Annotated in this window: 10 protein-coding genes; 6 read left to right on the top strand and 4 right to left on the bottom strand. The window is 65.3% G+C overall.

The genetic code is table 11. The annotated features are described in order from the left end of the window. Positions 1-347 precede the first annotated feature (347 nt). The 4 genes from IU450_RS30380 to IU450_RS30395 all read left to right on the top strand — a co-directional run bounded on the left by IU450_RS30380 (position 348) and on the right by IU450_RS30395 (position 5,982). A complete protein-coding gene (locus IU450_RS30380; protein ID WP_195153160.1) occupies positions 348-1,295 on the top strand; it encodes a prenyltransferase/squalene oxidase repeat-containing protein in 948 nt (315 codons plus the stop codon). Positions 1,296-1,506: 211 nt separating this feature from the next. After that, on the top strand, positions 1,507-1,857 hold the full coding sequence (locus IU450_RS30385) for a hypothetical protein (RefSeq protein WP_195153161.1): 351 nt from the start codon (positions 1,507-1,509) through the stop codon (positions 1,855-1,857). Between the two features lie 34 nt (positions 1,858-1,891). After that, positions 1,892-3,886, top strand: a complete 1,995-nt coding sequence (locus IU450_RS30390) for a type VII secretion target (RefSeq protein ID WP_195153162.1) — start codon at positions 1,892-1,894, stop codon at positions 3,884-3,886. Then, on the top strand, positions 3,883-5,982 hold the full coding sequence (locus IU450_RS30395; protein ID WP_195153163.1) for a hypothetical protein: 2,100 nt from the start codon (positions 3,883-3,885) through the stop codon (positions 5,980-5,982). The genes IU450_RS30390 and IU450_RS30395 overlap by 4 nt, the downstream gene beginning before the upstream one ends. Positions 5,983-6,229: 247 nt before the next feature. On the opposite strand, the gene IU450_RS30400 is transcribed toward IU450_RS30395, so the two are convergent. The 3 genes from IU450_RS30400 to IU450_RS30410 all read right to left on the bottom strand — a co-directional run bounded on the left by IU450_RS30400 (position 6,230) and on the right by IU450_RS30410 (position 11,132). Then, a complete protein-coding gene (locus IU450_RS30400) occupies positions 6,230-8,425 on the bottom strand; it encodes an elongation factor G-like protein EF-G2 (RefSeq protein ID WP_195153164.1) in 2,196 nt (731 codons plus the stop codon). Positions 8,426-8,865: 440 nt separating this feature from the next. Then, complete coding sequence (locus IU450_RS30405) at positions 8,866-10,290, bottom strand: WGR domain-containing protein (protein ID WP_195153165.1); 1,425 nt, start codon at positions 10,288-10,290, stop codon at positions 8,866-8,868. 344 nt (positions 10,291-10,634) lie between these two features. Continuing rightward, positions 10,635-11,132 (bottom strand): hypothetical protein, encoded by a 498-nt coding sequence (locus IU450_RS30410; protein ID WP_195153166.1) that lies wholly within the window; start codon positions 11,130-11,132, stop codon positions 10,635-10,637. A gap of 964 nt (positions 11,133-12,096) precedes the next feature. On the opposite strand from IU450_RS30410, the gene IU450_RS30415 reads away from it, so the two are divergent. Next, positions 12,097-13,587 carry an MFS transporter gene (locus tag IU450_RS30415; RefSeq protein WP_228835336.1) on the top strand — a complete coding sequence of 497 codons (1,491 nt, stop codon included), beginning with the start codon at positions 12,097-12,099 and terminating at the stop codon, positions 13,585-13,587. A gap of 135 nt (positions 13,588-13,722) precedes the next feature. Beyond that, positions 13,723-14,463, top strand: a complete 741-nt coding sequence (locus tag IU450_RS30420; RefSeq protein WP_195153167.1) for a hypothetical protein — start codon at positions 13,723-13,725, stop codon at positions 14,461-14,463. A gap of 85 nt (positions 14,464-14,548) precedes the next feature. On the opposite strand, the gene IU450_RS30425 is transcribed toward IU450_RS30420, so the two are convergent. After that, positions 14,549-15,130: a transglycosylase SLT domain-containing protein gene (locus IU450_RS30425; RefSeq protein WP_195153168.1), complete on the bottom strand. Its 582-nt coding sequence runs from the start codon at positions 15,128-15,130 to the stop codon at positions 14,549-14,551. Positions 15,131-15,823: the final 693 nt, after the last annotated feature.

Here is a 15,823-nt window from a genome sequence, read left to right on the forward strand (position 1 = left end):
CATCGGGATTGTCAGTATCGTCCGGAGTCGAAGGGGCCCGGTGGTGGCGGATCGAGACTTCTACCCATATCGGCAAACTCTCTCATTCCAGCCTGCGCCCTCATTTCCCTCACATTCCCATTGTTGGGAGTAGTGGGCGGATGTGGCGCTGCGGCGCTCGGGCGCGGCTGACGGCTCCTATCAGCACGGGGGCGGCGTATCGAGTCGTGCGGATGTCCAGAGGCGCCCATCGTCGCCGCCCGGTGGCGGTCTGGTGCTTGTTGCAGCCACGGTCGACCTCGCCTGTGGCGAGTATCTTTGCGGGATCCAGCCTGTCGGTCGAGGTCTGAGATGGAAAGCAGGGAATCGTGGACACTGATCTCACCAAAGCGGTCGCCGCGGCATGCGAGTTCTTGGTGAGACATCAAGACCCCGACGGTCATTGGCGCGACTACGAATTGCCGCCCGGCAGGTCCGAATCTTGGATCACCGGATGTGTGGGTATCGCGCTGGATTCAGCCGAGGTGCTCCTCCCGCCCGATTCCAGTCGTACCGGCGCTGTCGGCCGCGCCGTCGCCGCGTTGCGGAACTCGCAACGACCCATCGGATGGGGATACAACCGGAAAGTTGCGTGCGACGCCGACTCCACGTCATGGGTGGTGCGGCTGATCGCCACACGTGATCGCGAACCATCCGTGGCGCCAAATCTCTTTACCGACTACGTAACTTCGACCGGCGGAGTTCGCACCTTCCCGTCGCCCGCGGTCTTCGGTTCCTGGGCAGACGAACACGACGAAGTCGCCCCGATGGCCGGGCTCGCCCTTCTCGCGCTCGGCGACGAGCGCACAACCGAGACCATCCGGGCGCATACCGTGAGCAGCTACCGGGATCACGGCAGATGGCACCCGTTCTGGTGGCGTTCGGAGGCCTACGTGGCAGCCCACAACTTGACGTTTCTGGCGTCTACCGGCGGCATACCGCCTGCGATCGCCGCAGCGGAGCGAGTGCGCTTGAGCGAAGCCGTCGGCGCGGCGGACGAAAGTTCGCCCGCTGCGCGGGAGTCACCCTTCGACATCGCTCACCGCCTGATCACCGCCGTGCGTCTGGGTGTGTCCGGGTACGTCGATCTGCTCCGCCGGGCGCTGCTGGCGGCGCAATTGCCAGACGGTGGCTGGCCCGCCTCGCTCGGGCTGCTGGTTCCAGGCCAGCGGAGTCCGGCCACCGAGATATTCGCCGATGATCGCAGGCTACTCAGCACGGCAATGGCCGTGCAGGCCCTGGTCGACGTCGCAACGGTGAGTCGGTGGTCGGACTGACGGAAGGCGGTCGGCAATCGCACCGACCTCAGGCATCGACAGTGCGCGAGCGCATCTCGCGCAGCGTCGCCAAGACCTACCACGACGGATAAGACCGCGTCGGCTGTCGCGCAAGTAGGATCGTCGGTCCGCAGTCCACGCGGACGTTCTGCCAGCGGATGAGTGAGGATCCATGCGAGATATCCACCCGAACGTACGCGCCGCACTCGGCATGGCGCGGGAGTTGCGGCACCGCATCGCCGAGATGCGCGAACGGTCCGACGAGATCGTTGCGCGGCGACCGTCCCCGAGCGGCTTGGTCATTCCGGAAGTCGACGCGACCGGACGGCTGCTGGACCTTTATCTGGCGCCCGGAACCTGCGCGCGGTTCGACAATCAAGAGCTGACCGCCGAAATCATGGCCGCCATCACCGAGAGCGCCGAGGACGCGCGGCGGCAGTATCACATTGCGATGAACAGCACGGGCAATCTGCCCCGGCCGATCGCGGATGTCATGCGGGAATGGCGGGCTGGAAATGCGTCGGACCAGCAGGTTCCCAACTTTGGGAAGGCGGAACAATGAACCTGAGATAGCTGGCGGGAGGGATCGACCGAGCATGCCCAATTACCTGGATGTGGAGCCGGATCAGCTGCGCAGGATCGCGCAGCAGCACGATCTGGCGGCTGCAAACATCCGGAAGTGGGGTGAAATCCCGCATGCCTGGCTCGCCGACTTCGAATCCGGTTACGGCATGATCGCCGATCCGGTGCGGGCGGCTCTGGTGGACTACTACAACCGGCGCCATGACACTGCCGAACGCCTTGCGGCAAACCATGAGCGGTCACGAGACGAATTGCTCGCAGCCGCAAGTGCGCTCGAAGACGCCGATCAGTCCGGCGGGCAGCAGGTCACCGGCGCCGGCGACTTCGGTAGCGGAGTTCCTCGGGGCGGTCCGACGCCAGGACCTTCCACGGATCCCGCCACACCGACGGAGGGCGGCCCGGATACACCCACACCCACCGCAGACGACACTCGGCCGGTGCAGCCGCCCTCTATCACTTCGCCCTCCACCGCTTCCCCCGCCGTACCGAGCGCCCTCGACAATGACGCCGGCCGCTCCGACCAGCCGCTGCTGCCCACCACCGCCTCGGCTCCGCAGACGTACGAGGCCGGGTCCACCGAACTCATCGCGCCGGTCGGGACGCCGCCGCACTCGGTCGGCGGATCGCAGCCGGGCGACGACGATTGGACCGTCACTCCCGCCGTCGATCCGAGCAGCACCGCAGCTGTGGCCGTCGCTCCGAACGGTGCCACAGGCACGGCAGACGGGCTCGGTGCGCCACCGGTGCCGCATCCGATCGCGGCGGCGCCCGCCGTCACTGTCGGAGGAATGGCCGGCGGGATGCCCGCACCCCTGGCGACCGGTCCGTTCGCAGCAGCGGTCCACCTGTCCGAAGACAAGCGGGCGCTACCGTCGTTGGTGGTAGGTGAACAGGTCGATGACGACTTGGTGCTCGCCCGCACGTTGCTTGCCGCGACCCTTGCCGCCGTGTCAGAGGCGGCGCCCGGTCTCGAATGGGCCGTGGCGGTGATGCGGACTCCCGTTGGGCCCATCATTCTGCTGACTTCCACCGAGGGCCGGGGTTGGCTGCCTTCCGGACTGTTTCTTCCGGCGGAGGTCACTCTTCCGTGGCGGTGGGACGCGGTCCTCGACAACGCGGCTCGAAGGGCTGTCGCGGCGTTGGAGAGTACACCCGATCCTGCTCGGATTCTCGCGGAGTTCGGTTCGACAGGTCGGCTCAGGAGTGCTCGAATCAGTGCGATGGTCTCGTCCGCAGCGATCTCCGATGACCTGCGGGCAGTGCTCGGCGACGACGTCGCCATCCAAGACCGGGTATCGCCGGCTGCGTCCGCCGTCGACTTCGCCTCTCCCGGCATCGGGCTGGTCGACCGGCTGGCGCTGGCCGGTTCGGACGAGTCGCTGATACAGGCGACGACGGTGCCGGATACGGAAATTCGAGCCAAGTGTCTCGAACTGGCGCGAGCGGCGGATGCCAGGGTTCGCACCGCTGCGCCCGATCTCCCTTGGGAGATTTCCGCACACCGCGCTGGGCGCCAACGGATCCTCGATGGGTTGCACGCCGGTCGGCCCATACCAGCGGGCTGGTGGGACGAGATTCGCACCGCCGGTGACAGGATGGCGGCATTACGGTCGCAGTGGGCAGGTGCCTACTATGATCCTGCCGGTGGCGTCCATTCGGACGTCTCGAGCGCGGAAGTCCTTCGCGGCATAGTTTTCGAGCGCCGAGCCGACGAACTGCTGCTCTTGCTTTCCGGTGGCGAAACCGATCGGCAGGTTCTGCGCGACGCGCTCTACGCATATGGGCAGATCGATGACCACCCGCAGGCACCGGCGGCCGTGCGTGTGGCGGAGTCGGTCGTCGCGGCTAGGGCGGCGCGCTACGCCGAGGTACCTCGCGGTGGTGAGTCCAGTGTGCACGGCATCAGCGTCGCTTCCAGCGGCTCCGGCGGGACACCCCCCTCCGTCGCGGAATTGTTGAACGGTCCGGCGGGGTCCGAGGGCTCCAGGGAACAGAGGAGCACCTGGTGAGCAAGGTAGACGACACCGTCGACAAGATCAACAAGCACTACGAGTCGAGCACGTGGGATGGCGCCGGTTTCCAGGACGGTCAAGCCGAAGACTCGTTGAAGGCGCTGTCCGGCCTGAATTCGACCGAATTCAAAGAGGCGTTCGACCGGCTCGAGCCCGCGGTGCGGGAAATGCTCGCCAGGGACACGAGCAGCGATCTCGCGAAAAGCAATGAATATCGCGATATCGTCGAGGCCCTCAAGACTGGTAATCCGAAACATGTCGTCGACGCCAAGAAGACGAAAGAAGACGAGGCGGCCACGCCCAAGTACGCGGACGGTTACGGCTGGGAACTGCCCGACGAGAAAGAACATCTGTTCCGGGTCGATCTGTATCAACCGAAAGGTGCCAGCGCGGCGCTGATCAGCCTGATCGAGGATACCGAGTTCACTATGCAGTGGGGATTCGACACCTTGGGTGTTCGTGACCCGAAGGCCGCCCCGGACTTCACCAACGTACTCGACGGCCAGCAGGTCACGACTGCGGACGGGTGGTCACAGGTCAGAAGCAAACACGAGACGCTGAAGGAGCAGCTGGGTAAGCGGCAGACCGAGTACACCGACGCGCACAAGAACGTCAATGGCGACACCAACGACACCGCGATCCTCAACTCGGAGGTCTTCGGAAACCTCAAGAAGATCACGGAAGGCCTCAACGAAAAGCTGCAATTCGCATTTCCGGGCGCCAAGGTGGTCGACGGAAAGATGGAGTACAGCTTCAAGGACGCCGACAATTCCATGACGAAGATCGTCGCCTATGAGAAGAATCAGGAGTCGGGTAACTACTTCCTGACTGCCGAAGCTGAGCAGTCCTATTACGTCAGGCATATCGATGCGGCCGCCGAGAAATGGGACAAGGAGTACGAGAACGCCACCAAGCAGTTCCAGAAGAAAGCCGCCGACGTCGATGGCCAAAACAACAACAATAACGCCAACAATAACAACAATAACAATAACAACAACAACGCGAACAATAATAACGCCAACAACAACGCCAACAATGGCAACAACGGCAACAACAACACCTATGTGCCTCCGACCGGGGATACTTCCACGCAACCGTCCGGCACCACGAACGACGACTGGAGCTCGACGTACGACGATTTGCTGGGCGGCTCCACCGACACCGATGGTTCGCTGACCGACACGGGTACGGGTACAGGTACGAGCACCCTGCCCATCTCGGACACCGGAAGCACTGACCCGTCCACGAGTTCGGACCCGCTCGCCGCGGCTCGTGCTGCGTTGCAGAACGTCGCCGGGACCGGGACCGGGACGAATACCGGTGCGAACACCGGCTCTGTCGCACCCGCTGCCAACGCCGCCGGCGACAACGGTATGGCGAATGCGATGCAGCAAATGGCGATGATGAGCGCCATGAGCGGGATGATGAACCAGGGGAATCGTCAGCCCGACGACGACCGAATCGAGCGAGCCTACGCGGAGCGTGATCGAGAGCGTGAACGGGAGAAGCGCGAAGAACGCGAGCGGAACCGCAACGCTCAGGCGACCACCGCGACTCAGGCGGTTCAGCAGACGAGCCCTCCTGGCGTGACGGCGCCCACGTACGCGGGCGCACCGCCGGCGGTGACGACACCGGGCGGAATGGTGGACTACAAGATCGGCAATTCGACGGTGCAGGTTTCCCAGCCGGTCGCGGAGGCTTTGCAGCGGCAAACGCAGAACACCGCCACGAATGCGGTAGCCGCATACGAGGGAACCGCGGGCGCCTCGACAGCGGACCACCCGTGGGCGACGGTCAACGATGTCGCCCAGTTGAAGACCGGCGATGTGGTGCAGTGGGAGAAGCACAGTGCGCTGATCGTCAAAAACGAGAACGGCCTGAACATCCTGGACAACGGTCAACTCATTCCTTTGGATCCCAACAACCCGCCGCTGACCGAGAAGTACGGAAGTTTCACCGGCTACGCGCACCCGACGGGTCTGGATGTCGGTTCCAATACCACCGACCCCACAGCTACGGCACCACCTCCACCGACGGTGAGCGCGACACAGCCTGCCGGCCCGCCCCCGATCGGCCCGCCACCCCAGGTCTGAGCAACCGGCGGCGAGCAACTTCGCCGCGATCGATCGGTCGGGTCGTCGGTGATGACGACCCGGCCGCTGGTTGTCACCGCCGTCTCTTCCGTGCCGCGACTGCCGCTGAGCCACAGCGCCAGCTCGTCGTCCGCACCGGCCGGATGGGCCTCGGCACCGGCCGGATGGGCCTCGGCACCGGCGACGATGATCAGCCGCGGTGCGATGGCGTCGCCGGAGATCGGCACGGCCTGATAGTCACGGCGGATCAGGCGCGCGCTTTCTCCCCGCGCACCGACGCGGCGACTTGGTTCGGCATCGGTTCGTGGCGCGCGTAACTGCGGGTGAAATCGCCTGTGCCGTGCGAGATCGAGCGCAGATCGATGGCGTAGCGGCTGAGTTCGAGTTCCGGCACCTCGGCGTGGATGCGGGTGCGCCCGGTGCCGTGCGGCTCGGTGCCGAGGACGCGTCCGCGGCGGCCGGACAGGTCGCTCAGTACCGGTCCGACGTACTCGTCGGAGACCAGCACCCAGACTCCCGCCAGCGGCTCCAGCACTCTGATTCCGGCGGTGGCCGCCGCCTCGCGGAGGGCGAGAGCGCCTGCGGTCTGGAACGCGGCGTCGGAGGAGTCGACCGAATGGGCTTTGCCGTCGAACAGGGTGACGCGCACGTCCACGAGCGGGTAACCGGCGGTCAATCCGCGGGCCGCCTGCGCTCGGACACCCTTCTCGACGGACGGAATGAACTGGCGCGGAACGACTCCGCCGACCACTTTGTCCACGAACTCGATTCCCGACCCCCCGGGCAGCGGTTCGACCTCGATCTCGCACACCGCGTACTGTCCGTGCCCGCCGGACTGTTTGACGTGCCTGCCGCGCCCGGTCGCCTTGCCCGCGAACGTTTCCCGCAACGCCACCTGATGCTCGGTAACGTCGACCTGCACGCCGAACCGGGTCCGCAATCGCTCCAAGGCGACGTCGCGATGCGCTTCGCCGAGACACCAGAGCACCAGCTGATGGGTCTGCGCGTTGTGCTCGAGACGCAGGGCCGGATCTTCGGCGGCCAGCCGGGCGAGACTCTGCGACAGCTTGTCCTCGTCGGTTTTGCTGTGCGCGCGAATGGCGATGGGCAGCAGCGGGTCCGGCATCGGCCACGGCTCGATGCGCAAGGGGTTGTCGGTGGACGACAAGGTGTCGCCGGTTTCGGCGTGACCGAGCTTGGTGACGTAGGCGATGTCGCCCGCGATCGCCTGCCGCAAGGGACGTTGCTGCTTGCCGAAGGGAGCGGAGATCGCGCCGACGCGCTCGTCCAGTTCGTGGCTCTCGTGGCCCCGATCCTCCAGGCCGTGTCCGCTGACGTGCACCGTGTCGTCGGCGTGCAGGGTGCCGGAGAACACGCGGACCATGCAGACGCGCCCGACATACGGGTCCGACGCGGTGCGGATGACCTCCGCGGCCAGCTCGGCGGCCGGGTCGCAGCGCAGCGGGTGCGGTTCGGCGCCGTTGCTGGCGGTGATGATGTGCTCGGCCGGTGTCGGAAAGCCGCCGGTGATGAGGTCGAGCAGCTCGACCGTGCCCAGGCCCTGCTTGGCCCCTTCGGGGGCGGGCGCGGCGAACAGCACCGGATGGAAGCTGCCGCGGGCCACCGCGCGCTCCAGGTCGGCGACCAGCGTCGCCAGGCTGATCTCCTCGCCCTCCAGGTAGCGCTCCATGAGGCTCTCGTCTTCGCTCTCCGCGATGATGCCCTCGATGAGCCGGTTGCGCGCGTCCTCCAGAGCGGGCACCTGATCGGGCGTCGGGTCGCCCTGGACCTCCTCTCCGGAGGAGTAGTCGCCCACGCAGTGCGGCAGCAGCTCCACCATGCCGGTCACCGGCCGGTGACCATCCGGGTTCTTCGGCCCGTACACGGGCAGATGCAGCGGAAGGATGTTCTCCGACGATCCGCCGCCGAGCACGGTCCGGCAGGTTTCGGTCATCACGTCGAACTCGTCGCGCGCGGTGTCCAGGTGGGTGATCACGATCGCGCGCGGCATCCCGACCGCGGCGCACTCCTCCCACAGCGCCCTGGTCGCCCCCGCGATCCCGTCCGCTCCCTCGGCGGCCGAGATGACGAACAGCGCCGCGTCGGCCGCGCGCAGCCCGGCCCGCAGCTCGCCGACGAAGTCCGCGTATCCGGGCGTGTCGACCAGGTTGATCTTCATCCCGTCCCACGCCACCGGCACGACCGACAACTGCACCGACCGGTGCTGGCGATGCTCGATCTCGTCGTAGTCCGACAGCGAGGTGCCGTCCTCGACCCGTCCGGCGCGATTGACCGCCCGCGCGGTGAGCGCCATGGCGTCGACCAGCGTGGTCTTGCCCGAGCCGCTGTGCCCGACCAGGACCACGTTGCGGATCTGCTCGGGCCGCTCCGCTGTCACCCCGCCGCCGTTACCCGCGGCAGCTCCGTTGGTCTTGTCCACCATGTGTCCCGCTCCTTCGCCGACACCTGCCGTACATCCACCTTCCCACCGGGCGTTGCGTTCCGTCCACGAATCGGCAGATCAGGGTGTTCAGGCGGTCGATGACAGGCGGTCGAGGGCTGGTTGTCGCCGTCCGCGACGCGCAGCGGCGTCACCGCCTCCGGAACCTCCGGCGCGAGCGTGCGCCGGAGTGGGTCGTCGAGGTCGGCAACCGAAGGAACCGGCGGGTTGGGCTGAGCGTTCGACGGCCCGTCGGCCACCGTCCCGATACGGCTGACGGACGATGCCGAGCCAGATGATCGAGGCGGCTACCCGAGCAGAAGCGGAGACTTTCTCGCCATCTGCCAGGACCGCAGAAAACCGGGCACTTACCAGAGGCGTTCCTCGCACGTCTCACACGACGTGCGAGGAACGCTTCGCTGGGGTAACGGCGGTAGGCGCCGTCAGGACAGTCGGCGGATATCTCCGCGGACGCGGTAGAAACCGCCGCGCGCCGACTCGGCTATCCCGTCCACCACGTAGCGAGCTCCGGCCCGGCGAATATCCTTGGGGAACTGGACGTTCCACCCGTGCTGATATCCGGGCGAGACGACCCGCACGCGCAGCGAACTGCCGTGGTCGACGCACTCCACGATGACGCCCGACCCGGCATCGGAGGTGACCTCGACGGTACTGCTGGGCACCACCGCGGAGATCTCGGGCGCTTTCACCGACACCGTTTCCGGCAGCACACCTTGCTCCGCATCGCGGATCGCTGTTTCGCGGACGTCGAGACAAGCGAGGGTGCCGGTCGTGGTGACCAGGTACAGCTTCTCGTCGTGGTACTGCATGGAGTAGGCCGAGCCGCAGCCGGTGGCCAGTTTCCACACGCGGCTCCCCAGAGCGTCGAAGCAGTACACCGAGGAGTAGTTGTCGCCTGCGAAGACGTAGCGGCCGTCCGGTGAGGTGGCGCACGAGAAGACCGCGGCATCGCACTGGTAGGTGCGTTCGGCCCGGCCGCTCTTGGCCACCATGCGGACCTGGTTGCGCGCGGTACCCGCGTAGACGGCGTCGGATTCCTGCCAGCCGAACAGGACTGGGCCTCCGGTGCCCTGCTGCCAGAGGGTGTTTCCGCTGTCCAGGTCGTATTTGGTGATTCCGCCGGAATGTCCGTGGTAGACGCCGTTCGCGTCGATGCGCACCATCCAGCCCGAGTCGCCGGCGCTGCGCCGGTTCCACAGCGACTCCTCCTCGTAGTCGATCACGGTGATGCCGCCTTGGCGGTCGGAGACGCCGAGGACGCCGTCGTGGATGTCGAGCCAGTAGATGTCGACCTCGGCCGCGATGTCGTAGGCCGCCCGCGGCACCTTGCCCGACAGGTCGTAGACGCGTCCGTCGTCGCAGCCCGCGTAGATCCAGAAATCGTCGGCCACGATGCATTTCACGGCGTCCGGCAGCCGGTACCGGCCGGTGACCACGCCGTCCGGGGTCAGGGTGAACACGTCACCGCTCTCGTTGCCCACCCAGCAGCGGCGCTCGTCGACGAAAATACCGAAGGCGGCGGCGCCGGAATCGAAACTCCACAGCACGGGCGCGGCCTTCGCGGTGGAGCGACCGCTGGTGATCGCCCGCCGGGTCACCGGGCGCCTGGTCCGCGCCCCCATCACCGCGGGCGCGTAGCCCTTCCGTACCTTCTCACCGACCTTCTTCGCGGCAGCGGCCTGCGCCTTCTCCTCGCTGGCGAACGAACTCACCTTCGTCTGCCCCTGCTCCCCGATGCGACCGAAACGGACACTCACTTGCGTGCCCGCGACGATCACCTCGTAGAACTTGTGCGCGGATCCGCTGTCCTCGGACAGCTCGAGATAGGTGGTTCCCCCGATTGTCATAGCGCCTCGCCTGTTTTCGTCAGATCAGAACGGAACGAAAGTTAGCAAGGGGGACCGACATTCGGCGGATCACCGCAGGCCGGTCTGGCAGAATCGTGCCGGGCTCGTCACGAGGGGGACACACCATGGCGTTGACCGCGCGCTTCCGGCCGGGATCCACCAGCCGTCCGTTCGTCGACCGGGAACAGGTACTGGCCCGGTTCAGACGCGGACGCGGAGGCGGCGCTGGTGGCCGGCATGGTCGGCAAGTTGCGGCTGGCGCGGGCCGTGTGGGGTCACGGCGAGCCGGTCGACAGTGGGGTGGTGGAAGCCGCACTACGCGGGTGAGATCGGCGCGGCCGGGATCAATTGGGGGCGGCGCCGAGCGAGATGCCGGTGATGAAATCGGCGTTGATCGTCTGATCGGGGTGTTGCCGCCCGTAAACGGCGATGGCAGCGCCGACGCGGATATCTCTCGCCTGTTTGGCGACCAGGACGTACACCTTCGTGTCGGCGTCGGTGCGGACCTTGACGCTGTTGCCGGTCACCGCGTTCTTGACCACCAGGGTCGTACCGTCGTTGGCGGTGACTTTCCCGACCGTCACCGCGATGCCCGTTCGTGCGATAGGGCGGGGGGGTACGGAAGTGGTCGTGCGTACGGTGGACGGCGGCGGGGTGGTGCTCGGGGCAGCGGCCCGGGTTGTCGTGGGCGACGCCGCCGTTTCCGGGGAAGGGCCGACGAGTAGCCACCCGGACACCACCAGGATCAGCACACCGACGCAAAGTCCGACGAAGGCGGCCGCACCCGAGTTGTGCAACCGGTGCGGCTCGTCGTCCAGACGTCGCGGGGGCAGCGGAGGCATCCCCATTACCGCTGTCCGCGAGGAGGATTCGGGCTTCAGTGGGCGCGAGCCGGGATGCGGGGCGGAAGGGATGGACCTCGCTGCCTCGCTGTCGTCATTCGACGATGCACCGGGTCTGCTCGCGCCAGCGGTGATCGATCTCGTTCGCGCCCTCGAAATAGTTGCCGCCGAGAGGGTTTCGGGATCGCCGCCGAGCCGCGCCAGTCGGCCTACTTCCGCTGCCTTGCGACCGTGCGTACTCCAGCGAGGCATGAGCCAAGCGTAGGTGTCATTGCGCCCAGATTTGTTGTCACTGGCGGGAGTACCGGTGTGACCAGGGCGAACCGGTGATCATCGGCACTTCGGTGGATCGCGCAGGGACGGTAGCAGGACCGCTCGTCACCATCGGATCCGAACATGCTGTGCACCAACGGATATCGCTCTCGGGGCGCAGGTGGCCCTGTGCAGCCGGAAGCCCGATCGTGACCGGATCGTCGTCCCGGACGAACCGGATCCGGAGACCGAGTACTACAACCGTTCCAGTGAGCACGGCAGTCGGTGTGCCCCGCCTACCGGGGACTCCGCCATGTGGGCCGAGATGTCAAGTGCCGCAGCGACGCACCGGCCCGGGAGTATCCGAAATATGGACCCGCTCTTTAACGTACCGTCATACAATGGCTCGATTACTGTTGAGTCAACACTCGTAGCCACGGCGCACCATGTTGCGGGCCCGGGCGGTGAGGGCGACGCCAAGGTGCAGATGTCGAGACGCGATTGCCGCCGGGCTGCCCCGGGGGCGCGGCGTCCGGTTCACCGGGCGCCGAGCACTCGCCTCGGACCAGCCCCCGGCCCCGGGCACGTGGTGGCCCGAATGCAGTCATCGCGCCCGTTCTTCGTCGCATCTCGGTTCGTGCTGTTCACGTCGCCGTGGTCGCGAACCTGCGGGCCTATCAAAAAATTGTTTTGGAACTGAGGTGATCATTCAATGCCGGAAACGCAAACCAAGATAGTCCGGAGCCTGGTCCCCGCTCGGATGGACCGGCTTCCTTGGACGAAATTTCATTGGCTAATCGTCGTCGGATTGGGCGTCTCCTGGATTCTGGACGGAATCGAGATCCAGATCGTCAGCAGCATGGGCGGACCGCTCCAGGACGCCGAAGCATTGCATCTGACGTCCGGGCAGGTCGGCGCCATGGCGTCGTGGTATCTGGCCGGGCAAGTCGTCGGCGCCCTCGTCTTCGGCCGTCTCACCGACAAACTCGGCCGCAAGAGACTCTTCATCCTGACCCTGGCGATCTATCTGATCGGCAGCGGATTGGCCGGTCTTTCGTGGAACGCGTGGTCGCTGTACTTGTTCCGCTTCATCGCGGGTACCGGAATAGGCGGCGAATACACGGCGATCAATTCAGCGATCGACGAGATCATGCCGTCGAAATATCGCGGCCGAGTCGACATCGCGATCAACGGCACCTACTGGGGCGGCGCGGCACTCGGAGCGGCGGCCAGTCTGGTTCTGTACAACGAGCGCCTCATCCCGACAGGCTGGGGATGGCGGCTCGGATTCTTCATCGGGCCGGTCCTCGGACTCGTCATCATCTTCTTGCGCAGGCACATTCCCGAGAGCCCGCGTTGGCTGCTCACTCACGGCAGGGCCGAGGAAGCCGAGCGGACCGTGGACGACATCGAAGCGCAAGTTCGAAGTCAAGGAATCGACCTCCCTCCGGTCGACGAGAGCAAAGCCATCGACATCACGGACACGGAGCGGCTCTCCTACGTGCAGATGGGCCGAATATTTTTCGGTCGGTACCCTTCTCGTTCCTTTCTCGGCTTCACGATGATGGCTACGCAGGCCTTTCTTTACAATGCTATATTCTTCACCGTCGGGCTGGTTCTGACGAACTTCTACAACGTGCCCGCCGATCATACGGGTTACTATTTCTTCCCGTTTGCCGTCGGCAACCTGATCGGCCCGCTGGTACTCGGCCCGCTTTTCGACAGTGTCGGCCGCCGGAAGATGATCTGCGCAACGTATGTCGGGTCCGGTTTCTTGCTTTTCATGTCCGCCTGGGCCTTCAATGCGGGCATACTCAACGCAACCACTCAGACGGTTTTCTGGTGCGTCATCTTCTTCTTCGCCTCAGCCGGAGCTTCTTCAGCCTATTTGACGGTGAGCGAGATCTTCCCCCTCGAACTGCGTGGTCAAGCCATCTCGTTCTTCTTCGCGATTGCGCAGGGTGCCGGGGGCGTCGTCGCACCCTTTCTCTTCGGTCACCTGGTGGGCGGTGCGGACAACCCGACACCCGACCGGTTCCCGCTCACGGTGGGCTATCTCGTCGGGAGTGCATTCATGATCTTCGGTGGTTTGGTCGCTTGGTTCTTCGGAGTGAACGCCGAGCGGAAGTCTCTGGAGGACATCGCGGATCCGCTTTCGGTGGCGAAGCCGGAACCGAACCCCACTGTGGCCGTCAGCGACTGACGAGGCTGCCACGAAGTGCGTACTCCCAGGCCCGATCGGACGCACCCGGGCATCGTGCTCGGACTGGCCCAGCTCATCTACTGCCGATGTCTATCGGCTCGCTATATGTCGGGCCGATGAAATGGAGATCAAAACATGACGCGTCCAACTCCATGGCAAGCAAGGAAGATTCGTCACCAACAGCCCGCCTCGACAAGCCGCTGGCGCCGGGAGAGCCGAAGACTTCGTGCCGCCATCGAGAAACGTCGCACGTGGGTCCGGCGGCTCGTCACATGTCTCCGGGAGAACTGGGGATACCTGTGTGCCGCGGCCGGCAGCATCGTCACGTTCATCCTGTTGTTCAAGCCGTGGTTGGCGACCGGGGGACCGGATGGCACGATCTGGAGCAATGCCTTCGGTCAAACCCATATCACCACCACCCTCGTAGGCCTCTGGTCACAGAAGCCGCCGGCTCACACCAATCTCAGCGGCAAGTGGGCCATTCTCGCTACCATCGCGATCTTCCTCACCGTTCTCGCCGCGGTGATCAACCTCTGGGCACGCACCGAAGCGCTTGCTCGCTTGACAGCCGGATCCGCTGTGGCCGTGGCGCTTTTCATCGCCTGCACCTTGGTCTACCTCAACGGAAAGGGACCGGAACTTCGCGGCATGATCGGCTCCGGCCCGCCCACCGATATCGGTACGCAGATGGGCTTCGTGATCCGATGGGCCTCGGGCAACGGGCAATACCCACTGCCGGGGTTGCGGAAAGTCGAATTCTCCACCGCGAAGCTCACGAATGCGGCCATACTGGCCGGCGCGACGGCGATGTTCTCCGCCGTGACGGCGGTCGCACAACGGATTCAGAGGCGGAAATCGCACCGTCACACCGACTGAGCCTGGAGCTGTTTCGGCTCGGTCACCGTCGGTCCTCGCACATACCGAAGAATTGTGCGAGGACCGAATCCGGATGCCGCAGAACTCAGTAGGCCCCGTTGACGTTGTCCATCGAGCCGTAGCGGTGCGCCGCGTAGTTGCACGCCGCGGTGATGTTGGCGACCGGGTCCCAGATGTCGAAGGCGGTGCCGTCGACGTGGTAGGCGTTGAAGGTCGGGTCGATCACCTGGAGCAGGCCCTTGGAAGGGGTGCCCTTGGCGGCGTTGGAGTCCGACAGGTTGATGGCCCGGGGATTGCCGCCGGATTCGCGCATGATGTTGCGGTGGATGCCCTCGTAACTACCCGGGATGTTGTGGGCGCGCATGATGTCGAGCGACTGGCGAATCCAGCCGTCGAGGTTGTCCTCGTAGACCGGGGGCGGCGCGGGCAGGAAGCCGGGTGCAGGCAGCGCGGGCAGCGGAGGCAGTTCGGGCAGTCCGGGCAGCGCGAAGGCCGGGGCGTCGATCGGCGCGGCGGCGGCGACCGGCTGGGGGGCGGACGGAACGGTGTCATCCGCCAGGGCCGCCCCGGAGGATGCGCCGACGGCGATGACGCCCATTGCGGCTACCACGAAGGCGCCGTTGCGGAATGACAGATGGCGGAAAACGGAGTGGCGTGCGTCAGGCATGGCGAAATCAGGTCCTCGATCGTGCAGCGATTCAGCCGCAAGCGGCAGGGGGTATCGACGACGGGCATCCGGCAGGGAAACTCGCCCGTCCGAGCTCATGTGCTGTTTTCGGATTTTGTTGTGAAAGCCAGAGTGTGAATTCCTGGCGGCGCGACGCGGTGAGCTTCCCGGGGTCGATGCCCGTGGGGTGCCGCTGTCATGCGGGGAGAATCCGGTAGCGCTACGCCACTGATTTCTCAGGTCTGTCCGACCCGGATCTCAGCTTTATCACGGAGGGTGAACGCAGGGCAAACAAATAGTTAATGACAGATATAAGCGATCTTGAAATCGTCTGGTCACACTCCCATAGACAGCGTCTATGCAGGCCGTATGCGCGAAAACGTGAGATGCATCACATGTTGGAATTTTAGTAACGAAATGCAACTTGGATGCGACTCGGCCACGGCAAGGCCCGTCGAATCGTGCGAATGTCTACGAGGTCGGCCGATGTATCGGCAATTCCTTCGATTGCTCGATTGAACCCTCATCCGTCGTCGTCGGTGTACGCGCATGGATATTGATCTCGACAGCCCCCGGCTACGGCCGGGACTCGAGTGTGTACGAGATCCGCCGAGTGAACGGAAATCCGTTGCCGCTCCCAGTTATACGGCGTCGCCGGATAAAGCGGGAGTGCTCGAGATGGCGACGCCCGAC

Source organism: Nocardia abscessus (assembly GCF_015477775.1).
Lineage (GTDB): Bacteria > Actinomycetota > Actinomycetes > Mycobacteriales > Mycobacteriaceae > Nocardia > Nocardia abscessus_A.